This is a genomic window from Bacillus sp. R45 (assembly GCF_021729365.1).
Taxonomy (GTDB): Bacteria; Bacillota; Bacilli; order Bacillales; family Bacillaceae; genus Bacillus; species Bacillus velezensis.
The window spans coordinates 583,153-606,036 of the sequence record NZ_CP091421.1; the positions used below are offsets into that span (position 1 = coordinate 583,153).

The 22,884-nt window shown below is 45.7% G+C and carries 23 protein-coding genes, 2 tRNA genes and 1 rRNA gene; 21 read left to right on the forward strand and 5 right to left on the reverse strand.

The features are described from left to right. The first annotated feature begins 34 nt into the window (after positions 1-34). The 8 genes from rrf (at position 35) to tsaD (ending at position 4,153) form a co-directional block, all read left to right on the forward strand. Positions 35-150: ribosomal RNA gene (gene rrf / locus L3V45_RS03060) — 5S ribosomal RNA — on the forward strand. Positions 151-169: 19 nt separating this feature from the next. Beyond that, positions 170-246: transfer RNA gene (locus L3V45_RS03065), tRNA-Met, on the forward strand. A gap of 10 nt (positions 247-256) precedes the next feature. Beyond that, positions 257-333 (forward strand) — tRNA-Asp (locus L3V45_RS03070). A gap of 181 nt (positions 334-514) precedes the next feature. Further along, positions 515-1,492 (forward strand): thiamine-phosphate kinase, encoded by a 978-nt coding sequence (gene thiL, locus L3V45_RS03075; protein ID WP_139886960.1) that lies wholly within the window; start codon positions 515-517, stop codon positions 1,490-1,492. A 15-nt stretch (positions 1,493-1,507) separates the two neighbouring features. Then, positions 1,508-1,984 carry a tRNA (adenosine(37)-N6)-threonylcarbamoyltransferase complex ATPase subunit type 1 TsaE gene (gene tsaE, locus L3V45_RS03080; protein ID WP_003155999.1) on the forward strand — a complete coding sequence of 159 codons (477 nt, stop codon included), beginning with the start codon at positions 1,508-1,510 and terminating at the stop codon, positions 1,982-1,984. Beyond that, entirely contained in the window at positions 1,965-2,654 is a 690-nt protein-coding gene (tsaB, locus tag L3V45_RS03085) for a tRNA (adenosine(37)-N6)-threonylcarbamoyltransferase complex dimerization subunit type 1 TsaB (protein ID WP_236837247.1), read from the forward strand. The genes tsaE and tsaB overlap by 20 nt, the downstream gene beginning before the upstream one ends. A gap of 10 nt (positions 2,655-2,664) precedes the next feature. Further along, positions 2,665-3,120, forward strand: a complete 456-nt coding sequence (gene rimI / locus L3V45_RS03090; protein WP_003155993.1) for a ribosomal protein S18-alanine N-acetyltransferase — start codon at positions 2,665-2,667, stop codon at positions 3,118-3,120. Then, positions 3,113-4,153: a tRNA (adenosine(37)-N6)-threonylcarbamoyltransferase complex transferase subunit TsaD gene (gene tsaD, locus L3V45_RS03095; protein WP_236837248.1), complete on the forward strand. Its 1,041-nt coding sequence runs from the start codon at positions 3,113-3,115 to the stop codon at positions 4,151-4,153. The genes rimI and tsaD overlap by 8 nt, the downstream gene beginning before the upstream one ends. A gap of 223 nt (positions 4,154-4,376) precedes the next feature. On the opposite strand, the gene abc-f is transcribed toward tsaD, so the two are convergent. Continuing rightward, positions 4,377-6,305, reverse strand: a complete 1,929-nt coding sequence (gene abc-f, locus L3V45_RS03100) for a ribosomal protection-like ABC-F family protein (protein WP_015388612.1) — start codon at positions 6,303-6,305, stop codon at positions 4,377-4,379. Between the two features lie 139 nt (positions 6,306-6,444). Between abc-f and moaC the strand changes: the two genes are divergently transcribed. Genes moaC through tatC form a run of 4 tightly spaced genes read left to right on the forward strand, consistent with a single transcriptional unit; the run spans position 6,445 to position 8,555 of the window. Beyond that, complete coding sequence (gene moaC / locus L3V45_RS03105; RefSeq protein WP_003155986.1) at positions 6,445-6,957, forward strand: cyclic pyranopterin monophosphate synthase MoaC; 513 nt, start codon at positions 6,445-6,447, stop codon at positions 6,955-6,957. Continuing rightward, the gene (locus tag L3V45_RS03110) at positions 6,954-7,601 is read left to right on the forward strand and encodes a redox-sensing transcriptional repressor Rex (RefSeq protein WP_003155984.1); all 648 of its coding nucleotides are present in this window, start codon (positions 6,954-6,956) and stop codon (positions 7,599-7,601) included. Before moaC ends, L3V45_RS03110 begins: the two co-directional genes overlap by 4 nt. Positions 7,602-7,619: 18 nt before the next feature. Next, positions 7,620-7,790: a twin-arginine translocase TatA/TatE family subunit gene (locus tag L3V45_RS03115; RefSeq protein WP_003155981.1), complete on the forward strand. Its 171-nt coding sequence runs from the start codon at positions 7,620-7,622 to the stop codon at positions 7,788-7,790. 6 nt (positions 7,791-7,796) lie between these two features. Further along, on the forward strand, positions 7,797-8,555 hold the full coding sequence (gene tatC, locus L3V45_RS03120) for a twin-arginine translocase subunit TatC (protein ID WP_088412311.1): 759 nt from the start codon (positions 7,797-7,799) through the stop codon (positions 8,553-8,555). Between the two features lie 41 nt (positions 8,556-8,596). On the opposite strand, the gene L3V45_RS03125 is transcribed toward tatC, so the two are convergent. Then, entirely contained in the window at positions 8,597-8,788 is a 192-nt protein-coding gene (locus L3V45_RS03125; RefSeq protein ID WP_003155975.1) for a YdiK family protein, read from the reverse strand. After that, positions 8,785-9,519 (reverse strand): CPBP family intramembrane glutamic endopeptidase, encoded by a 735-nt coding sequence (locus tag L3V45_RS03130; RefSeq protein ID WP_003155972.1) that lies wholly within the window; start codon positions 9,517-9,519, stop codon positions 8,785-8,787. Before L3V45_RS03130 ends, L3V45_RS03125 begins: the two co-directional genes overlap by 4 nt. Before the next feature lie 236 nt (positions 9,520-9,755). Here L3V45_RS03130 and groES point away from each other — a divergent pair, with 236 nt between their 5' ends. Continuing rightward, the gene (gene groES / locus L3V45_RS03135; RefSeq protein ID WP_003155970.1) at positions 9,756-10,040 is read left to right on the forward strand and encodes a co-chaperone GroES; all 285 of its coding nucleotides are present in this window, start codon (positions 9,756-9,758) and stop codon (positions 10,038-10,040) included. A 41-nt stretch (positions 10,041-10,081) separates the two neighbouring features. Beyond that, positions 10,082-11,716: a chaperonin GroEL gene (gene groL, locus L3V45_RS03140; RefSeq protein WP_003155941.1), complete on the forward strand. Its 1,635-nt coding sequence runs from the start codon at positions 10,082-10,084 to the stop codon at positions 11,714-11,716. A gap of 332 nt (positions 11,717-12,048) precedes the next feature. On the opposite strand, the gene L3V45_RS03145 is transcribed toward groL, so the two are convergent. Then, positions 12,049-12,396 (reverse strand): DUF4064 domain-containing protein, encoded by a 348-nt coding sequence (locus L3V45_RS03145; protein WP_014417068.1) that lies wholly within the window; start codon positions 12,394-12,396, stop codon positions 12,049-12,051. Between the two features lie 1,000 nt (positions 12,397-13,396). Beyond that, positions 13,397-15,898, reverse strand: a complete 2,502-nt coding sequence (locus tag L3V45_RS03150) for an NB-ARC domain-containing protein (RefSeq protein WP_236837249.1) — start codon at positions 15,896-15,898, stop codon at positions 13,397-13,399. Positions 15,899-16,098: 200 nt separating this feature from the next. Here L3V45_RS03150 and gutB point away from each other — a divergent pair, with 200 nt between their 5' ends. From gutB to L3V45_RS03185, 7 genes are all read left to right on the forward strand, one after another. Next, positions 16,099-17,160, forward strand: coding sequence for a sorbitol dehydrogenase (gene gutB / locus L3V45_RS03155; protein ID WP_032857020.1), 1,062 nt, complete (start codon positions 16,099-16,101; stop codon positions 17,158-17,160). Positions 17,161-17,233: 73 nt separating this feature from the next. Then, positions 17,234-18,610 (forward strand): MFS transporter, encoded by a 1,377-nt coding sequence (locus tag L3V45_RS03160; RefSeq protein ID WP_003155819.1) that lies wholly within the window; start codon positions 17,234-17,236, stop codon positions 18,608-18,610. A 101-nt stretch (positions 18,611-18,711) separates the two neighbouring features. Next, the gene (locus L3V45_RS03165; protein ID WP_044053012.1) at positions 18,712-19,674 is read left to right on the forward strand and encodes a carbohydrate kinase family protein; all 963 of its coding nucleotides are present in this window, start codon (positions 18,712-18,714) and stop codon (positions 19,672-19,674) included. A 232-nt stretch (positions 19,675-19,906) separates the two neighbouring features. Beyond that, positions 19,907-20,224, forward strand: coding sequence for a YjdJ family protein (locus L3V45_RS03170; protein ID WP_003155816.1), 318 nt, complete (start codon positions 19,907-19,909; stop codon positions 20,222-20,224). 114 nt (positions 20,225-20,338) lie between these two features. Beyond that, complete coding sequence (locus tag L3V45_RS03175) at positions 20,339-21,025, forward strand: PspA/IM30 family protein (protein ID WP_003155814.1); 687 nt, start codon at positions 20,339-20,341, stop codon at positions 21,023-21,025. A 50-nt stretch (positions 21,026-21,075) separates the two neighbouring features. Further along, positions 21,076-22,101 (forward strand): TFIIB-type zinc ribbon-containing protein, encoded by a 1,026-nt coding sequence (locus L3V45_RS03180; RefSeq protein ID WP_039062722.1) that lies wholly within the window; start codon positions 21,076-21,078, stop codon positions 22,099-22,101. Further along, on the forward strand, positions 22,101-22,862 hold the full coding sequence (locus L3V45_RS03185; protein WP_014304532.1) for a TPM domain-containing protein: 762 nt from the start codon (positions 22,101-22,103) through the stop codon (positions 22,860-22,862). The genes L3V45_RS03180 and L3V45_RS03185 overlap by 1 nt, the downstream gene beginning before the upstream one ends. The last annotated feature ends 22 nt before the right edge of the window (positions 22,863-22,884 follow it).

The following is a 22,884-nucleotide window of genomic DNA, read 5'->3' on the forward strand; positions in this document are numbered from 1 at the left end:
CTGTTATCTAGTTTTGAGAGAACACTCTCAATGGTTTGGTGGCGATAGCGAAGAGGTCACACCCGTTCCCATGCCGAACACGGAAGTTAAGCTCTTCAGCGCCGATGGTAGTCGGGGGTTTCCCCCTGTGAGAGTAGGACGCCGCCAAGCTTTTCTAAAATTTTATCATCGCGGGGTGGAGCAGTTCGGTAGCTCGTCGGGCTCATAACCCGAAGGTCGCAGGTTCAAATCCTGCCCCCGCAACCAAAAATTAAATGGTCCGGTAGTTCAGTTGGTTAGAATGCCTGCCTGTCACGCAGGAGGTCGCGGGTTCGAGTCCCGTCCGGACCGCCATTTTTATTGTAAACGAAACGATCATGTTTTCGTTTTTTTTGTGTTTTCTTTTAATGCTGGCAGCTTGGTATCTAACCAAGCTTTCTTTTATATCGTTAAAGTCTTGGATATTGAAACATAATCCGATACACTAGAAAGAGCTGTATTTCACAAGAGCGTCAGAAAGGGAGACGGGAGATATATGGATGAGTTTGATTTGATTCACAGTATTACACAGCATTCGCATTATCATCCTTCCGTCGATGTAGGGATCGGTGATGATGGTGCGGTTTATACAGCGTCACCCCACATGCAGCAAATTGTCTGCCTTGATACAATGGTGGAGAATGTCCATTTTAAATTAGAGTATTCCTCTCCTCATGATATCGGTTATAAGGCGCTTGCTGTTAACATTAGTGACGTGGCGGCGATGGGAGGCATTCCAAAGTTTTATTTGGTGTCTCTAGCGGTTCCTTCTTGCTGGCAGAAAGCTGACGTCCAGGCAATGTATGAAGGAATGGCGGAACTGGCGAAACTATATCAAATGGATTTGATCGGGGGAGATACCGTCTCCGCTTCCGGTCAAGCCGTAATTACCGTTACTGTCATCGGAGAAGTTGAGAAGGATTGCGCTTGTCTGCGAAGCTCGGCAAGACCCGGAGATGTTGTGTTTGTTACGGGGGATATCGGCTCGTCCGCAGCAGGACTGTCTCTTTTGTTGGGAGAAACACATCCTTCTGCTTTTCATACGAGTGATTATTTTATCCAAAAACATAAACGGCCCGTTCCGAGAGTTCAAGTCGGCCGCTTCTGCTCTCAGCTTCAGCGCGCGGCTCTGAATGATATCAGTGACGGATTGGCCAGTGAGCTGCATGAAATAGCTGCGGCAAGTTCAGTTACGATAGAAATTGAAGAACAACTTCTGCCGGTGCATCCGGATTTGCCTGAGGCAGATTCTGAGTGGAAGAAATGGGTGTTATTCGGCGGTGAAGATTTTGAATTGGTTGGAACGGTTTCTCAGCAAGAGTGGACCTCTCTGCTTGATTACTGCACTCAATCGGGCATTCCGATTGCGAAGATAGGGGCGGTATCTGAACGGAAGGAAGCATGTGTTCTTTTGACAGCCAATGATCAGAGACAAATCGTCCTTGAGAAAAAAGGATACAATCATTTTAAATAAGACGGGTGACTCACTTTGAAGACATTACAATGGAGAACGAAAAACCCCGAAGAAACGAAAGCCGTAGCCAAGCTTGCCGCTTCTTTGGCAAAGCCGGGAGACATTTTGACACTGGAAGGCGACTTAGGCGCGGGAAAAACGACTTTTACAAAGGGTTTTGCCGAAGGACTGGGAATCACGAGAGTGGTAAACAGCCCGACTTTTACAATTATAAAAGAATACCATGACGGTTCGATTCCTCTATATCATATGGATGTGTATCGTATGGAGGATGAAAGCGAAGACTTAGGGCTTGAAGAATATTTTGAGGGACAAGGCGTCTGTTTAATTGAATGGGCTCATTTAATTCAGGATCAGCTGCCTGCTGAACGGCTGCAGATCGTCATCAAGAGAGCCGGTGATGAGGCAAGGGACATTACCTTTACGGCTTGCGGAACACGGTATGAAACGCTTTGTGAGGAGATAAATAAACATGACAATACTGGCAATTGATACGTCAAATTACACGCTGGGTGCCGCGCTCGTTCGAGAGAAAACGGTGATGGCGGAGTATATTACATATTTAAAAAAGAATCATTCCGTGCGGGCGATGCCTGCTGTCAATTCATTGCTGAAGGATTGCGGCCTAACACCGCAGGACCTTACGAAAATAGCGGTGGCGAAAGGACCTGGATCGTACACAGGTGTCAGAATCGGTGTGACGCTGGCAAAAACATTGGCATGGTCGCTGAAGCTTCCGGTTTCCGCTGTCTCGAGCCTGGAGGTGCTGGCGGCTAACGGACGGCACTTTCAAGGACTGATCTGCCCGTTATTTGATGCCCGGCGCGGACATGTATATACGGGACTTTATGAATATCAGGACGGCCGATTACAATCCGTTCTTCCTGATCAGAATGTCCTTTTGACTGATTGGCTCGGAATGCTGAAAGAAAAAGCGTCTCCGGTTTTATTTTTAGGGCACGATACAGCCATTCATGAAGAAACCATTCTGCATGAGCTGACATCACAAGCAGTGATAGGAACGGCTGCACAGCATAATCCGCGGCCGTCAGAGCTGGCGTTTTTAGGCTTGGAAAAAGAAGAAGCGGATGTCCACAGCCTTGTTCCGGATTATTTGCGTCTGGCAGAGGCTGAAGCGAAATGGATGGAATCTCAAAAATAGGGTGATAGGGATGAAAACGAAAACGGCGATTCGAAGCATGCGGCCGGAAGATATTGATCAAATTTATGAAATTGAAACAGCATCCTTTACTTCTCCGTGGACAAAGGATTCATTTTATCATGAGCTTTTGGAAAATCCGTATGCCCACTACCTTGTCATTGAAAAGGACGGCTGTCTGGCGGGGTATTGCGGAATCTGGATTATTATAGATGACGCGCAGATTACGAACATAGCCATTAAGCCGGAATATCGGGGCCAATCATTGGGAGAAGCGCTGTTTCGCTCTGCGATAGAATTGTGCAGAGAAAAAAAGGCAAGAAGGCTCTCTCTCGAAGTCAGGGTCTCAAATCATCCCGCCCAATCCTTATATAAGAAATTCGGTCTTCAGGCCGGAGGAATCAGAAAACAATACTATACAGATAACGGGGAAGATGCGTTATTAATGTGGGTGACATTACATGAGTGAAAAACAAGATATTTATGTATTAGGAATCGAAACAAGCTGTGATGAAACTGCGGCCTCAGTCGTGAAAAACGGAAAAGACATCATTTCAAACGTTGTCGCTTCTCAAATTGAAAGCCATAAACGTTTCGGCGGGGTCGTGCCTGAAATAGCGTCCAGACATCATGTGGAGCAGATTACCCTTGTGATTGAGGAAGCTCTTTCAAAGGCGGAGATGGGCTTTGATGATCTTGATGCGATTGCCGTAACGGAAGGACCCGGACTTGTCGGAGCCCTGTTAATCGGGGTCAATGCGGCAAAGGCGTTAAGCTTTGCCCATCAAATACCGTTAGTCGGCGTCCATCACATTGCGGGCCATATCTATGCAAACAGGCTGATAGGAGAGCTTCAGTTCCCGGCGCTTGCTTTGGTTGTGTCAGGCGGACATACGGAATTGGTTTATATGAAAGAGCACGGTTCATTCGAGGTTATCGGTGAAACGCTGGATGATGCCGCAGGCGAAGCTTACGACAAAGTGGCAAGAACGATGGGGCTTCCTTATCCGGGAGGGCCGCAGATTGATAAGCTGGCTGCTGCGGGAACGGATTCCATTCTGCTTCCGCGTGCGTGGCTGGAAGAAGGGTCTTACAATTTCAGCTTCAGCGGCCTGAAATCAGCCGTGATTAACACGCTTCATAACGCCTCGCAAAAAAATGAGGTGATTCCTCCGGAGGATCTTGCCGCAAGCTTTCAGCAGAGTGTCATTGATGTACTGACGGCAAAAACCTCTAAGGCCGCGAAAGAATACGGGGTTAAACAAGTGCTGCTTGCAGGGGGCGTAGCCGCTAACAAAGGGTTGAGAGCCGCACTGCAGCGGGAATTCAGCCATTCGGGAGATCCCGAGCTTGTCATCCCGCCGCTTTCTTTATGCACGGACAATGCAGCGATGATTGCGGCTGCCGGAACCGTTGCTTTTGAAAAGGGGATCCGGGGCTCGTACGATATGAACGGACAGCCCGGTTTGGAATTAACATCCTTTGATCGTCTCACGTTGTAAAACGTGAGGCTTTTTTTTACTTATTAACAGATAATTCTAACATATCCACAGGATTGTGAATATATTCAGAAATCCAGTCTGGATAAGGGACTGAAAGTTGTTAGTAAAGTAGATAAAGTCAGAAAATTTTGTGGATAGTGTGTATAAAACGCTTACTTAAATGGCTGACAAGGAGGATAGCTGTGGATAAAAAAGCACCCCTTAAAGAGGTGCTTGACTTTTTCTATTCTTCTGAGGAGAGTTCCTCCCATTCTGCTAATAAGTTTTCGAGCTCTTGATTCAGGGCTTCATTCTCCGCGTGAATGGTCTGTACTTTTTCATGATCCTGATACACGTCAGGATCGCACAGCAGCTCCTCATTGGCACTGATTTTCTCTTCGGCGGATGAGACGGCCGCTTCGATTTCTTCAATGCGTCTCAGGCGCTGCCGTTCTTTCTTCTTCCATTCTTTTTCTTCCTCGTAAGTTCTTTTCGTATCCTGTTTGACTTTGCCGGCAGGCTGAGTCTGCTCCTTTTCCTGCCGCTTCATTTCTTCCAGTTCCAGCTGCTGCGCTTTTTTCTCGGTGTAATAGTCATAGTCTCCCAAATATTCTTCTGCATGATCAGGTGACAGCTCCAGCACTCTTGTGGCGATCCTGTTAATAAAGTAGCGGTCATGCGATACAAATAACAGTGTTCCCGGGTAGTCGATCAGGGCGTTTTCCAGCACCTCTTTACTGTCCAGGTCAAGGTGGTTTGTCGGCTCATCAAGGATGAGAAAATTTGCTTTTTGAAGCATCAGCTTGGCAAGCGCGACTCTTGCTTTCTCACCGCCGCTTAACGAACGGACCGGTTTCAGGACATCGTCTCCGCTGAACAGAAAGTTGCCGAGGCATGTTCTGATCTCTTTTTCCGGCATGTCCGGATATTCATCCCACAGCTCGTCCAGCACGCGTTTGGACGATGTCAGTTCAGCCTGCTCCTGATCGTAATAGCCGATTGTGACATTGGAACCGTACGTGATCGACCCGGATTCCGGACTGATCGTGTTCATAATCGTTTTCAGCAAGGTTGATTTGCCGATTCCGTTCGGTCCGACGAGGGCGGCGCTTTCGCCTCTTGTAATGCCGAAGGTCAGGTTTTTCAAGAGCGGCGGCTGGCCGTCATAGCTGATGGAAACATCCTGTACGCGCAGGACGTCGTTTCCGCTCTGTTTTGTAATGTCAAAACGGAAGGCGGCGGATTTCTCATCCCCGAGCGGCTTTGCCATGACGTCCATCCGTTCAAGCTGTTTTCGTCTGCTTTGGGCTCTTTTCGTTGTAGAAGCTCTGGCCAGATTGCGGTCGACAAAATCTTGAAGCTTGGCGATTTCGTCCTGCTGTTTTTCATACAGCTTCAGGTCTTTCTCATACTGCTCAGCTTTTTGTTCTAAATAGGCGCTGTAGTTGCCGAGGTATTTTTTGCTTTCTGTCCGTGAGACCTCGTACACTTGGCTGACGACTTTATCAAGAAAGTATCTGTCGTGGGAAACGATCAGGATTGCGCCTGAATATCCCTGTAAATAATGCTCAAGCCATGTAAGCGTATCGATGTCGAGATGGTTCGTCGGTTCATCCAGAATAAGCAGATCAGGCTGGGTCAGCAGCAGTTTTCCGAGCGCAAGCCTTGTTTTCTGACCGCCGCTCAGGCTTTGCACTTTCACGGAATCGTCAAATTTTCCGAAGCCGAGGCCGTGAAGGATAGATCGGACGTCCGCTTCATATTGATAGCCGCCTTTATCCTTGAAATCCTGCTGAAGCCTGTCATAGGTTTTCATCAGCGTCTCAAGCTCCGCCGGGGCGGCCGTGGCCATCTTTTCTTCAATAGAGCGCATCTCTTTTTCCATTGCTTTCAGGAAATCAAAAACGCTCAGCAGTTCTTCTTTTATGGTAAGCTGGGATTCCAAGCCTGTGTGCTGGGCAAGATATCCCATCGTTAATTCTTTCGGTTTAATTAATTCACCCTTTTCATATGAAAGGTGACCTGCGATAATTTTAAGGAGAGTTGATTTGCCGGCTCCGTTTCTGCCTACTATGGCGATGCGATCCCGAGATCTGACTTCAAGCTTTATATTGTTTAAAATAGGATCAGCGCCAAAAGATTTGGATAGCTGATTAATTTGTAAGATCATCATATTATTTCACCTCTGTTATAATAAGTTAAGTGTAGCTTATCAACCTGCTGTCAGCAAACAATACATCAGAATTGGAACATTATAGGATAAGACATCAGGGAGAAAATAGTGTATGATCAGAAGTAAGGAGAGTTTAAATATGAATGGATTTTCTCATTTTAATGAAGAAGGCCGTGCCCGCATGGTGGATATAAGCGATAAATCTTCAACAGTCCGTACTGCCGCTGCGATATCCAGCGTACACATGAAGCATGACGTGTACAGCAGAATCAAAAACCGCGAGATCGGAAAAGGAGACGTGCTGGCTGTCGCACAGGTGGCAGGAATTATGGCCGCAAAGCAGACGTCAGCGATTATCCCGATGTGCCACCCGCTTTCTTTAAGCAGCGTCGACATTTCATTCGGCTGGGAGGAAAAGGATTCCGAAGCCGTTCTTCATATACAGGCAAGCGTAAAAACGAAAGGGAGTACAGGTGTGGAAATGGAAGCGCTAACTTCCGCTTCAGTCTGCGCTTTGACCGTGTATGACATGTGCAAGGCGCTGGATAAAGGTATGGTCATCGGCCCGACCTGCCTCATGGAAAAAACAGGAGGCAAAAACGGTGATTTTAAAAGAGATGCATCTGAGTATAAAGTGGAGGACCAATCATGAACAAGGATCAATCAAAAATTCCACAGGCGACGGCAAAACGGCTGCCGCTTTATTATCGCTTTTTAAAGAATTTACACGCGTCAGGAAAGCAGCGCGTTTCATCGGCTGAACTGAGCGATGCGGTAAAAGTCGATTCGGCCACGATCCGCCGGGATTTTTCCTATTTCGGGGCGCTCGGCAAAAAAGGATACGGCTATAATGTGGATTACCTGCTGTCATTTTTCAGAAAAACACTGGATCAGGATGAAACGACGAACGTCATTTTGATCGGTGTCGGAAATTTAGGGACGGCGTTTCTTCACTATAATTTCACAAAAAATAATAACACAAAAATATCTATGGCTTTTGATGTGAATCAGAGTAAAATAGGAACTGAGGTAGGCGGTGTGCCTGTCTTTGATCTTAATGATTTAGAGCTTCACATAAAGGATGAACCCGTGGCGATTCTTACCGTTCCGGCGGTTGCCGCCCAGTCAATCACCGACCGGCTCGTGTCGCTCGGAATCAAGGGAATCCTTAACTTTACGCCGGCCCGTTTGAATGTGCCGGATCACATTCGAATTCATCATATAGATTTAGCAGTAGAGCTTCAATCATTGGTTTATTTCTTAAAGCATTATTCTGTTTTGGAAGAAATTGAATAGCGAAAGGAGGAGCTGCACATGATCGGTCCTGGAAGCCTGGCGGTTATCGGTGTGGTGGCGGTGATTATTTTCGGTCCGAAGAAGCTTCCCGAATTAGGAAAAGCGGCGGGGGACACGCTTCGTGAATTTAAGAACGCTACTAAGGGATTAGCCGGTGAAGAAGAGGAAAAAAAGAAAGAAGAACAGTAAGATAGGATGACGCGTATGAGAGTGAATCAAATGACGCTTGTGGAGCATATTGCCGAACTTCGGAAACGATTGCTGATTGTGGCGTTATCCTTTACGGTTTTCTTTATTGCCGGCTTTTTTCTGGCAAAACCTATCATTGTGTATCTTCAAAAAGCCGATGAAGTAAAAGAGCTCACCCTTAATGCTTTTAACCTGACGGATCCGCTGTTTATCTTTTTGCAGTTCGCGTTTATCATCGGCATCATTTTGACTTCGCCGATTATTCTCTATCAGATTTGGGCGTTTGTCAGTCCGGGTCTGTATGAGAAGGAGCGCAAAGTAACACTCAGCTATATTCCGATTTCGATCGTGCTGTTTGTCGGCGGTGTGTCGTTTTCTTATTATATTTTATTTCCGCTGGTCGTTGATTTTATGAAGCGGGTCTCGAATGACCTGGATGTCAACCAGGTGATCGGGATCACCGAGTACTTTCATTTTCTGCTGCAGCTGACGATTCCGTTCGGGCTGCTGTTTCAGATGCCGGTGCTGATCATGTTTTTAACGAGACTCGGTGTTATCACGCCGATGTTTTTATCGAAGATCAGGAAGTACGCATATTTTGTGCTGCTCGTGATCGCCGCGATGATTGCGCCGCCTGAGCTGCTGTCTCACTTGATGATTACCATTCCGCTTTGCATTTTATACGAGATCAGTATCCTGATTTCAAAAGCGGCGTATCGGAAAAGGCAGATCGGCAGTGAATCTGACCAGGACGTATCAGCATAAAAAAAGCCATTTCTCAATGATGAGAAATGGCTTTTCTTTTATTATTTTTGGTTTTTCTTCACTTTAAATGAGAAGGCGAACATTTTAAACGAGATGCTGATATTATAAGCGGCGAAAACCATCAGCAGTATGGAATAAAAAGACCACATGCTTCCCGGAGAGCTTGCGGCCAAATACGTAAAGATACAGCCGACTGCGAAATAAATCAAGCCCCAAGTCATTGGGTTCCTCATACAAACAATCCTCCAATAATTAATTGCATTTGCTCACTATGCTGTTCAATATATTTTTGGGCGGGGCCGAGCTGCATGACCACGACAATGGTATTCATCATGACATGGGCGAATATCGGCACAATAATCCGTTTCGTCTGCACATACAAGAACGCAAAGGTAAAGCCCATGGCCGTATACAGCAGCAGGTGCGTGAGGTCTTGATGCACAATGCCGAAAATGACGGAACTGATCAGTCCGGCGATAAAGAAATTCGTTTTTTCATATAATACACCGAAGATGATCTTCCGGAAAATGATTTCTTCAAGAATCGGCCCGACGATAGAAGAAACGATAATCATGAGCGGCATGGCTTTAATAATGTTAAGAATGGCTTTCGTGTTTTCGGAACCGCTGCCCACATGAAAGACATACTGCTCAATCATCCCGGCGATTCCCTGAGAAAATAAAGCGAGCCATATTCCCGCGACCGCCCAGAGAACGGACATGCCGGCGGATGCTTTCTTCCCGTTTCTTAATGTCTGTTTCGGCGCGGTTCTCAAAATCAAGAGAACGATAATCAGGCAGATAAAAAAGCTTACGACGGAATAAATCCCCTGAGCCATGGTGAGATTCGCATTCGTAGGGTGCCCGCCCGCATAGCCGAATTTGTACATTAAAGGAATGCCGATCAATGCGGAAAGCTGCATGATAACATATGTCAAAATGATATACCAATACTGTTTTCTCAAATGATATGTACTCCTTTATCCTATAAAATCAACTTATTTGTTCTTATTGTAACACAAGTGAACTTGACGTGAAAAAAGGAGAAAATCAGTGCGAGAGAGAATCATGTAAGCGTGAAAATTTTTTATTCTTATGACTTGAAATTGGAAGTGAGATTCTTTATTATAATAACTGTGTTAGCACTCTTTAGAGCTGAGTGCTAAAATTACATATTCATACTATTGAGGAGGTTATTACATTGTTAAAGCCATTAGGTGATCGCGTTGTCATTGAACTCGTAGAATCTGAAGAAAAAACTGCCAGCGGAATCGTATTACCGGATTCTGCAAAAGAAAAGCCGCAAGAAGGCAAAATCGTGGCAGCCGGTTCAGGTCGCGTGTTGGAAAGCGGAGAGCGCGTTGCTTTAGAAGTAAAAGAGGGCGACCGCATTATCTTCTCAAAATACGCCGGTACTGAAGTGAAATACGAAGGTACTGAATACTTAATCTTACGTGAAAGCGACATTTTAGCTGTAATCGGCTAAGCAAATAAATATTTTTAAAAATTCGAGGAGGTTTCGTTAACATGGCAAAAGATATTAAGTTTAGTGAAGAAGCACGCCGCGCTATGCTTCGCGGTGTCGATGCGCTTGCTGACGCTGTAAAAGTAACTTTAGGGCCAAAAGGACGCAACGTGGTTCTGGAGAAAAAATTCGGTTCTCCGTTAATTACAAATGACGGTGTGACAATCGCAAAAGAAATTGAACTTGAAGACGCGTTTGAAAACATGGGTGCGAAGCTTGTAGCTGAAGTAGCCAGCAAAACAAACGACGTTGCCGGTGACGGTACGACGACTGCGACTGTACTTGCGCAGGCTATGATCCGCGAAGGCCTGAAAAACGTAACTGCGGGAGCTAACCCTGTCGGCGTACGTAAAGGTATGGAACAAGCCGTAACCGTGGCAATCGAAAACTTAAAAGAAATTTCTAAGCCGATCGAAGGCAAAGAGTCTATCGCTCAGGTTGCTGCGATCTCTGCTGCTGATGAGGAAGTCGGAAGCCTTATCGCTGAAGCAATGGAGCGCGTAGGAAACGACGGCGTCATCACAATCGAAGAGTCTAAAGGCTTCACAACTGAGCTTGAAGTTGTGGAAGGTATGCAATTCGACCGCGGATATGCGTCTCCTTACATGGTGACTGACTCTGATAAGATGGAAGCGGTTCTTGACAATCCTTACATCTTAATCACAGACAAAAAAATCACAAACATTCAAGAAATCCTTCCTGTGCTTGAGCAAGTTGTACAGCAAGGCAAACCATTGCTTCTGATCGCTGAAGATGTTGAAGGTGAAGCTCTTGCTACACTCGTTGTCAACAAACTTCGCGGCACATTCAACGCTGTTGCCGTTAAAGCTCCTGGCTTCGGTGACCGCCGTAAAGCAATGCTTGAAGACATCTCTGTTCTTACAGGCGGAGAAGTAATCACAGAAGACTTAGGCCTTGACCTGAAATCTACTGAAATCGGACAATTGGGACGCGCTTCTAAAGTTGTGGTAACGAAAGAAAACACAACAATCGTAGAAGGCGCCGGCGACACTGAAAAAATCGCTGCTCGCGTCAACCAAATCCGCGCTCAAGTGGAAGAAACAACTTCTGAATTCGACAGAGAAAAATTACAAGAGCGTCTTGCGAAACTTGCCGGCGGCGTAGCTGTCATCAAAGTCGGCGCTGCGACTGAAACTGAGCTGAAAGAGCGTAAACTTCGCATCGAAGACGCCCTCAACTCAACTCGCGCAGCTGTTGAAGAAGGTATCGTATCCGGCGGTGGTACAGCGCTTGTCAATGTATACAACAAAGTCGCTGCAGTGGAAGCTGAAGGCGATGCGCAAACAGGTATCAACATCGTGCTTCGCGCGCTTGAAGAGCCGATCCGTCAAATCGCACACAATGCAGGCCTTGAAGGATCTGTCATCGTTGAGCGCCTGAAAAACGAAAAAATCGGCGTAGGCTTCAACGCTGCAACCGGCGAATGGGTAAACATGATCGAAAAAGGTATCGTTGACCCGACAAAAGTTACACGTTCAGCCCTGCAAAACGCAGCTTCTGTAGCAGCAATGCTCTTAACAACTGAAGCCGTTGTCGCTGACAAACCGGAAGAAAACGCCGGCGGCGCAGGAATGCCTGACATGGGCGGCATGGGCGGAATGGGCGGCATGATGTAATTAAACGGCGAAAACCCTTGATATACCAAGGGTTTGACCGTTTTTCATCACCCCAATTAGCCGAAAAAATAACAAAAAAATAACATTTCTTTATGAAATCCCGAAATTGAGGATGTTTCCGAAAGTCTAATGGACTTTTGCGAAGCATCCTCTTTCATTTTGAAGGATAAACTTTTAGTATTGTTATGCTCTTACATTACGGCAAGTAAATCTGCAATTTGCTTATATAAACTTGACAATGGTGGAATTTTAAAAATATGTATAAAATTAATATATCGAGAACTTTTGTTTTTTATTAGCCAAAAAAGAAAGGCCCTGCTAAGGGCCTTTCTTTAAGCTGCTGTTGTTGTCGTTTTATCTTTTCTGACAAGTCCCATGATACCTGGAATAATAAGAAGAACAGCAGGCAGTAAATAGAACATTGATATACAAATTACTCCGCCAATTCCTGAGATAAGAAGCAATACTCCTCCGACTTTAGGTTTTTTCTTAACTACTACTGAAGCGACAATACCCAAAATTGATAGGACAACAGCTCCCCAGCCTAAACCAATGATTTCGCTTGTACCGCTTGAATTAAAAGAGGCATCAAGTCCACCAATAATCAATGCCATGATCGCCCCAATAAAACCAAAAATTCCACCCAATAATCCTAAAACAAATTCAGTTGTTCTTTTCATTGTTACACTCTCCCTTACTTAACTGGTACTGTAATTGATACAGCTTTATTTTTCATGAAGTCTATGTGACAACATTTCCAAGGTTCAATTTAATTTCTTTTGACTCTATCAACATCATTTTTTTCATCTGGAGCAGAGAATTCAAATACGCCTTTTTGTTTTATTCCGCCTTGGACTTCTCCATCAGTTAAGAACATGTTTGCAGCTAATTGCCAATAACGGCATTTCCTTGGTCAGGATAAAAGGTCAGGTTTTGTCAGTTGTATTTTTGATGTTTATTCCGACGTTTATCTTGTCTCTTATGATCTTTATATCGCCCAGATTAACTCATGCCCAGTGCTTCAGCATATTGTTTGCTGGCATCTACTTTTTTAGAACAGTCATCTTTAGTCTCTCAAGCTTTTTTATTTTTTGAATCACTATCCCTGTGAGACATCATTTGTCAAGCTACTACAAGGCGCTAAAAACTAATTATAGTGCTAAAGACATGAATAAAAAGAGTCACTTCTTCACCTAAAACCCCCAGTTTATATAATACCTATATATAATCGGCTATAATCAATTAAATTTCAAGGGGATATTACCACTTTTTCTAAAAAATTCTTAGCGGAAGAGAATAAGCTATAAAATATCACTTGAAATATCATAGTTGGAAATCATTCAACTTACTGCTAGCTTTAAACATTAAAGGGCACATACAGTTTAATATCCTTTAAGTTCTAGTGTAGCCTTAGTCTGGTTTTATCATTTTGACAGATTGTTAAACATTGATTCAAATATTTATTAAAAACTAATTTTTTATGATGTTAGGAGGAATAATGCAAATAAACAGCAAAAACCTTTGTTATATCAAGGGTTGGATATTTGATTTCCATCTAAATTGCTCATGCATTCTAGCAAAAAAGACCTTATCAGTTTACTCAACTGATCAGGCCTGATTTATTTATAAATAGAGAAGGTATGAGATCGTTTGTCTAAGATTGACCTCACACTTTCCTAACTACAATGTGATTTCCTCATTTCCTTCAAGCACCATTCTCAGCTGCTCCACCTCACCCCGAATCCCAATCCCAGGCTCCCACGAATCAATCAGACGAATCGCCTTCTGATTCGATTCCATCGCTTTCTTATTTTCTCCTTTACGATACAAGAGCTGTGCCATTCCGTAATAATAGTAGATCAACTCAACTTGATTGGCGTTATGTTTGTCATAGAGCATTTGTTCAAAGGCTTTTTCCGCTTTTTCGAGTTGATCACACTTGACGTAAGCCATGCCCAGGTTGAAATAGGCTTCTATTGTTTTTTCGCCGCCGTATGCGGCGCTGGTTGTGTTTGCCGCTTCGTATAATGTGATGGCTTCTTCGTAGTGAGAGCGGGCGAAACTCAGGTCGCCGCGGACCAGTAGAACCCTGTGCCGGATAATGGGGGAGACGGGCTGATCTTTGATGCCGTCCAGCATTGCTGCCGCTTTGTCCGGTTCTCCGGTTTTTAACAGCACCCTCGATTGCAGGGCGATTCCCCATACTTTCAAGTCGTCGTGATCCGGCGCGCCTGATTGTTCGAGTATCTTCAGGCCGGCTTCTATTTGCCTGAGGGCTCCGTCTGAATCGTTGACTTCCATCAGCGCCCAGCCTGCCGTGTCGATCCTGAAGTAGGCTTCCCGCGTGTGTTCGCCTGATTGACGGGCGGCATCGGCTGCTTTTAATCCGTATTCGATTCGCAGGGGCAGGTTGATTCTGCTTAGAAAATGGCTGATGCGGATGATGAGTTTGATCAGGATGTCATGTTGTCCGGTTTCACTCGACCATTCGATGACCTTTAGGATGTTCGGCCATTCCTTTTTCATTTGCTCTAAATTCCGTCCCAGCAGATAGCTCCAATAGACAGAATTGGGCTGTTCCCGCTTTATATGGGTTTCCGCATAATCAATATAATAATGCGCCCAGCGGCTGCGGGCTTCTTTTGCAAATTCGTGATTTTCGGATAAGTGCTGTTCTCCGTAAGCGACAACGGTTTGATGGGCTGCATATTGAATTCTTCCTTCGCTTCGTTCTGGCTGTATTAAAGCATATGACCTCATTTGCTCAATCGCGTAATGAAACCGCCGGACGTCTAATCCGGCCGCTTGAGCCAAGCTTTTTTCATCAGGGGGCTTAGCGAAAAAGCAAAGCGTCTGCCATAGTTTCCGTGTGTCTTCATGACATCTGTCCCATGTGCGGCCAAAGAGAACTTCAAACAATTCCAATAATGAGTAACCCGCTTGTTTAAGCTCTTGTATGAGCTGGGGAGCGGGGATGTCGTCGTCTGACATGTATGCAATGCTCAGTGCCATGGCCTTCGGGTTGCCGGCGGCTGCCGAGATGAATTCATTCTTAAGGTCAGGCGATAGCCGCAGCAGCAGCTCAAGCTTTTCCCGTTTTTGCGGGAGGTTGCATGTTTGCAGACAGCGGTGCACTTCTTGATGGAAAAATTCAAGGGCATCCGTTTGTTCAAGGCCGCTCAGCTGGATGGCCGCCAGTTCCCCGAGGCCGTCCCGGTATGTGTGTTTTACGTTTTCCCGTGCCGTAAGGAGGACTTTTACGCCTTCCGGAAGACCGATGATAAATTCGTGAATGTCACGTTCCGCTGTATCGATGCTGTCAACGATCAGCAATATCGGTTTTTCGTTTGAATGAGCGGCTAATGCATTACGGACGACGAACCGTTTTTCGTTGATGGATTTGTCGATTTGTTCTGCGCGTCCGAGCTGATAGGCGATCGTGTTTAAAAAATCGCTGAAGCTCAATCCTTTCCAGTCAGCGCTGATCCAAATGATGCTGTTGAATGCAGGCCAATCTGGTGAACCGCCGGCACAAAGGTAGGCTGCTTCAAGAGCGATTGTTGTTTTTCCCATGCCGGCCCAGCCTGTGATTAAACAGACCGGTGACGGAGACAGCATCCATTGCCGGATCGCCTCTATATCAAAGCCGCGTCCGATAAAGTTCCCGGTCCGGCGTGACGGTAAGTTATGCGTGACGGGCTGTTCTGTAAGCGCATTCGTTTCATAGCTTGGTCTGTCATGAAACAGCCGCTTTACTGCTTTTTCAACATCTTCATCACTCGGCGCTCCGAATGATCCGTCTTTCCGGCGTATTTTTGCTTTTTTTAGACAAGACGCCGTCCAAACGGGCAATGCGGGTTTGATGACGGGAATGGTGGTGGTTTCCAGAAGGCCGGTCAGCCATTCAGGATCCATGTCAGTCTTTTCGAGAATGATCCAGATCATCCCGAACAGCTTTCCGTCGTCAATTCGTCCGGGAATGTAGTTTGCGCCCATCTGTCCGATCCAGCTTTTGATCGTGTTAGAGGAAACGCCTAATCGGAGTGCGATTTGATCGATATAAGACTGTCCTGTTTTTTCGTTCTTTTTCCTTCTGACTTTATAATCAGGATGAAGTTTCAGCGATTTGACGGCAGGTGCCAGCAGTTCTGCAAATTGTGTCCGGTTTTCTAGTTCAGCCATTAGCCTGCACCTCCTATTAGTACTATTTTATCAATTCAGTGTTTTTTGTATATGAAAAAATAAAAAGTACAGTGCGGCTGTCCTTTTATACAGCAGGAAAGGCTGTTGAACGTATGGAAAAGCAGATAAAATAGGGGAAGTAATAGAGAAAACAAAAATGTATACACTTACATTTCAGAGCAGAGAAAGGATTTTGCCAAATGACTCACACAGTGCCTCAAAACATGAAAGCGGCGGTTATGCACAGCACGAGAGAAATCAAAATCGAAACATTGCCCGTGCCTGACATCAATCATGATGAAGTGTTGATTAAGGTGATGGCTGTCGGAATTTGCGGATCTGATCTGCATTACTATACAAATGGCAGAATAGGCAATTATGTAGTGGAAAAACCATTTATCCTCGGTCATGAATGCGCGGGAGAAATTGCCGACGTCGGATCGTCTGTCGATCAATTTAAAATAGGAGACCGGGTCGCCGTCGAACCCGGTGTCACATGCGGGCGCTGTGAAGCGTGCAAAGAAGGGCGTTATAATCTTTGCCCGGATGTACAGTTTTTGGCGACACCGCCGGTTGACGGCGCGTTTGTCCAATATATCAAAATGCGCCAGGACTTTGTTTTTTCGATTCCGGATTCACTTTCCTATGAAGATGCGGCTTTGATCGAACCGTTTTCTGTCGGCATTCATGCGGCCGCGAGAACGAAGCTTCAGCCCGGTTCCACGGTTGCGATCATGGGCATGGGTCCTGTGGGGCTGATGGCCGTTGCGGCAGCGAAAGCATACGGGGCAGGCACAATCATTGTGACCGACTTGGAGCCGCTGCGGTTAGATGCCGCGAAAAAAATGGGCGCGACGCATGTCATCAATGTCCGGGAAAAGGATGCCGGTGAAGAAATCAAAACGATCACGAATGGCAGAGGCGTTGATGCTGCCTGGGAAACAGCGGGGAATCCGGCGGCATTGCAAGCCGCACTGGCTTCCGTGCGCCGGGGCGGAAAACTGGCGATTGTCGGTTTGCCTTCTCAGAACGAGATCCCGCTCAATGTGCCGTTTATTGCGGATAACGAGATTGATATATACGGAATCTTCCGTTATGCGAATACGTATCCGAAGGGAATTGAATTTCTCGCTTCCGGCATAGTGGACACGAAGCATCTTGTAACGGACCAATATCCGCTGGAGAAGACGCAAGAGGCGATGGAACGCGCCTTTCAATACAAAAATGAATGCTTAAAAGTGATGGTGTATCCAAATCGCTGAGTGAACGGGGAGGATCTTTGCATTCTCCCTCTTGCTTATCAAAAATGAAAACGGATTCTTGGGGTGGGAAATGATGATTGAAACAGAAAAAGCAGCGGCAGTAAAGACGAAACATCGCGGCCTGTCCTGGATGGAACGGATCGGCTACGGATTCGGCGATATGTCGTACAATATTATCTTTCAGTTTGTAAACGCATACTTATTATTCTACTATACAGATGTCGGCGGCATTAAGCCTGCGGTCATCGCAGCTTTGTTTCTTATCGTAAGGGTGCTGGACGCTATTTTTGACCCGATTATGGGCGTGATTCTAGACAAGACGAATACAAGATGGGGAAAGGCAAGGCCGTATCTTTTGTGGGTGGCGTTTCCTTTTGCGTTATTTACGTTCTTATGCTTTACGACTCCTCATTTCGGCGAGACAGGGAACATGGTTTATGCGTACATCACTTATATTCTGCTTGGGATGTCCTTCAGCATGCAGACGATTCCGGTCAACAGCTTAACGGGTCGGATGACGAATTCTGTGGAGGAACGGACGGTTCTGACGACGACCCGGATGATTTTGGTTTATATCGGAATTCTGTTGTCGATTTCCTGTGCGACACCGCTTGCGGACGCCATCGGCGGGAAAGATCAGGCGTTCGGATTCCAGATGACGGCGCTTATCTATGCGGCGGTGAGCATCGCATTGAATCTGTTCAGCTTCTTTACCGTGCGGGAACGGATTCAGCCTGAAAAAAGAAAAAAACAAGGAATGAAAAAGACGTTGTCTGTTTTGTTCCGAAACAAGCCTTTGCTCATTTTGGTTTCTTCATTTTTAGCTTTTGCGATCGGGTTTAACATTAAGCTCAGCACGATGGTGTACTATTTTACGTATAACGTCAGCCATAAGGAATTTGTGTTTTTAGGAACCGTGCTGTTTTTCGGCGCAGCGCTGATCAGCAATCTGTTTATTCCTTTCTTTTCTAAGAAGCGGGGCCGGAAGCAGGTCATGATCATCACGGCGGCGTTATCGCTGATTTCTTATGCGGGCCTTCAGTTTACATCTTATTCCTCGATTCCCCTTATTTTCTTTTGGCTTTTCGTTTCGGGATTTTTCACGACGCCTTTAAATACGCTTGCTTGGGGAATGGTTGCCGATTGTGTCGATTATGCGGAATGGAAAACCGGAGTCCGGGCTGATGGCGTGGTGATTTCGAGCATGAGTTTCATCAATAAGCTCGGAGTTGCGTTAGCGGGGTCATTTTCGGCGGTTTATCTCGGAATCGCCGGATATGCCGCGAATACCGATCAGACCGCCTCGTCATTGAATGCGATTAAAAATATGAATGCGCTCATTCCGGGATTGTTCATTCTGCTGTCTATTATTCTTATTTCTTTTTATCCTTTAACTGAAAAAAAATATCAGCAGATGATGTCTGATCTGAAGCAAAGGGCTGCCAGATAAGTATACGTAAAATTTAAAATATTCTATGTAAACGGTTGTATTTATGACAGAAAGCACTATACTGAAACTATAATCGAGAATTGATAAATGAGTGTGATAATGTGGGAAGCCAATCTGTTATTTGTATTGGAGAATTGTTAATTGATTTCTTTTGTACCGATGTGGATGTTGATTTGACGGAAGGGCGCAATTTCTTAAAAAGTGCCGGCGGCGCACCGGCGAATGTGTCGGCAGCCATTGCTAAGCTGGGCGGAGACGCGGCTTTCAGCGGAAAAACAGGCAAAGATCCGTTCGGGTACTTTCTGAAGCAGACATTGGACGCCGTACATGTCGATACGTCTATGCTCGTCATGGATGAGAAAGCGCCTACAACGCTTGCGTTTGTTTCATTAAAACAAAACGGGGAGCGCGACTTTGTGTTTAACAGAGGAGCGGACGCTTTGTTTACGCTTGATGATATTGATCTGGAAAAGGTAAACGATGCGAAAATCCTTCATTTCGGATCAGCGACGGCATTGTTATCTGATCCGTTTTGCTCGGCCTATTTACGGCTGATGTCGATTGCGAAAGACAATGGACAGTTTATTTCCTTCGATCCTAACTACCGTGAGGATTTATGGAAAGGAAGAGTTTCAGAGTTTATAAACACCGCAAAAAAAGCCATTGCCGTAAGTGATTTTGTGAAAGTCAGTGACGAAGAGCTTGAGATCATCAGCGGTGCGAAGGATCATAAAGAAGGCGCTGCGGTTCTTCATGAGCTTGGGGCCGGTATTGTGGCGGTGACACTAGGGAAAAGCGGGACCCTTCTTTCAAATGGGAAGGATATTGACATCATTCCGAGCATTCCGGTGACATCAATAGACTCAACGGGAGCGGGCGATGCGTTTGTCGGCGCGGCGCTGTATCAGCTGGCGCGCACGGATGAGGTTCAGACGGCAGCCGAAGATTTTGCGAAGCTGCGTGATATTGTCTCATTTGCCAATAAGGCGGGGGCGCTCGTGTGCACCAAAATCGGTGCGATTGATGCTTTGCCGAGCTTAAAAGAGGTTGAAGTATCACTGTAAAGTATGGAGGATGTTTCTTGAAAGTCATCGGACTTCGGGAAGCATCCTCTTTATTTAGGTCTGAAACCCTTTTCGATATACGGTATACTTTAGAAAGGCATCCAGTAAATTGAACCGCTGTGAAGTACATACAATAATGTTTTTATCAGTTCTGAGTAAAACCAAGTTTCTGCTGCTGCCGTCATGTACAGTGTGACGGCCTGTGATATTGAACCGCGGAGGAATGTTTTTTATGAAACATGTTTTTCTTATTGTGCAATGCGCGTTTTCTGTTTTTTGTTTTCTTTGTCTCGCCGCTGTCAATTGGTATCAGGGGAGTGAGCTTGTTTCTGACTCGTTTGATTGGAATGATACGGCTAAATTCTCAAAGCTTTTGAATGGGACGGATACGATTACAAGTCCGGAACAGATTTCGCAGCTGGATTTCTTTGTGTATGCGGCGAAGCATTATCCGTTAGTGAGCGGGTTGATGATCGGGCTGTTTGTTTATTCTTTGTTCTCACTGTATCTGCTCGTGAAGAATTTCCGCCGGCACAAATGGGCTGAATGAGACTATTTTCATATAAAAATACATAAATTCAAGAGAAAATGAAACCTTTTTCGAAAAAAACAGTATATATAACTGTGAACTTGTTACTATTTAATTTTGGGAGGAAAATGAAAAATGAGTATTTTAGGAAGATTTAAAGACATTATGTCAAGCAATATCAATGCGCTGCTGGATAAAGCTGAAAACCCTGAAAAAATGGTTGATCAATATTTACGGAATCTGAACAGTGATTTAGGAAAAGTGAAAGCGGAGACGGCTTCTGTCATGGCTGAGGAACAGCGGGCGAAAAGAGCATTAACAGAATGCCAGGCTGATGCCGAAAAGATGGAAAGTTATGCGATGAAAGCGTTGCAGGCCGGCAATGAAGCCGATGCGCGGACATTTTTGGAAAGGAAAACGGCTGTTGAATCAAGACTGACTGAGCTGCAAGCGGCTTATCAGCTCGCTTCTTCCAACGCGTCTCAAATGCGCAAAATGCATGACAAGCTTGTCGCTGATATCGGAGAGCTTGAGTCGCGAAGAAATGCCATCAAAGCGAAGTGGTCTGTGGCAAAAACGCAGGAGAGAATGAACAAATTGGGGTCCTCTGTGTCAAATGCGGGCCAATCGCTGACAGCTTTCGGCAGAATGGAAGACAAGGTCAACCGGGCGCTTGATCACGCCAATGCGATGGCTGAGCTGAACGCGTCTCCGAAAGACGATATTGACGAGCTGACGGCTAAATATGACAGCAATCAAAGCAGTGTCGACGATGAGTTGGCGGCGCTTAAGCAGAAAATGCTTTTCAGTAAAGATCAATAGACAGCGGGCTGCAGCTTTGTCCGATATAAAGAGAAAGTGAGAGAAACAGAATGATCATTTCTTATAAATGCCCGAACTGCGGCGATGATATGGTCTTTGACAGTTCATCCGGCATGCTGACATGTCACAGCTGCGGGCGGCAGGATCAGATTGAAAGCCTGCCAAAAGAGTATATAACAACGAGATTTTCCGAAAATGAGGCGAACGAGTACCGCTGTGAGAACTGCGGCGCGGTATTAATGACTGAGGCGGAAACGACGGCCACGACGTGCGGGTTTTGCGGAGGAGCCGCTGTTCTCGCCGACCGATTATCGGGAAATCTCGCGCCTTCGATGGTGATTCCTTTTACGATCAGTAAAGAAGAAGCCATGAGCGCTTTTAAAAAGTGGTGCCGAAACGGCCGTCTGACACCGAAAGGATTTATGACTGCCGATCGGGTGAAGAGCATAACCGGCATGTACGTGCCGTTTTGGATGTTTGACTTAAACAGCAAGGTTCAGGTCAATGCCGTTTGTACGAGAGTGCATCACTATGAAGATGGAGAATACCGGGTGACGGAGACCGAGTATTACAACGCGTACCGCGATATCAATCTTGATTATCTCAAAATTCCGGTCGACGCTTCAGAAAAAATGAATGATGAATTAATGGACAAATTGGAGCCTTACGCTTACAGTGAGCTGAAGGAGTTTAATACGGCCTATTTAGCGGGATATATAGCGGAAAAGTACAATTATACCGATGACGATCTCTTTCCGCGGGCGAAGGATAAAATCAGCCATTATATTGATTCTTATATCAGATCCACCTTCTCCGGGTATACGACGGCTGACATTACGGATGAGCAAATTCAGACCGATAAAATCAGCAGCTTTTACGTACTGCTTCCGGTCTGGATGGTCAGCTACGACTATGAGCGGGCTGAGCACATTTTTGCGATGAACGGGCAGACGGGCAAGGTTGTCGGCAAACCGCCGATCAGTGCCGGAAAAGTGGCCGCGTGGTTCGGCGGCATAACCGCCGGTGCGTTTTTAGCATTAAGACTCGTCTCACTTATGATAGGAGGCGGTTTTTGATGAAAGTATCGATAAAAAAAGCGTGTCTCTTCTGCTTCGTCCTTTTTCTGATGCTGTCTTTTTCTTTACATACATCGGCGTCTGCCGCGGAACAGAAGCAATATGTTTATGACAATGCTCATTTATTAACGAAGGATGAAACGAAGAAACTTGAGGAATTGGCCGGGAAGCTGGGAGAAAAGCGCCATACCGATTTTATCATTCTTACCGCAAACGGAACGGGCGGTAAGGAGATCGAACAGTATGCCGGTGATTTTTATGACAGTCATTTTAGCGGAAGCACGGCGATATTGACTATTGATATGAAGGATCGGGAAGTATTTCTCTCCGGATATAAAAAGGCGGAGACGTATTTGAACAGCAGCCGGCTGAATACGATCAGAAATACGATCTCGTCAGATATTTCCGCAGGCCATTATGAAAAGGCGTTTCAGACTTACATCAAGATGGCTTATAAAGATATGGGGAAAAGCCCGGACGACAGGTCTGACAATCTGCTGCTCACATGGTGGTTTCAGCTGATTATCGCTGCAGCCGCGGCCGGAATCGCCGTCACCGTGATGGTGTACAATTCCGGCGGCAAGGTCACCGTCACCGGCAGCACGTATATGGATCACGATACGTCTGAAGTGCTGAGCCAGCACGACACATATATCCGAACCGACATTACAAGAGAAAAAAAGCCAGATAAAGATAATGACAATGACGGCGGAGTCACGAGGGGCGGCACGAGTTACAGCGGAAGCAAGGGAAGTTTTTAAATTATATGTAAAGGATTTGAGC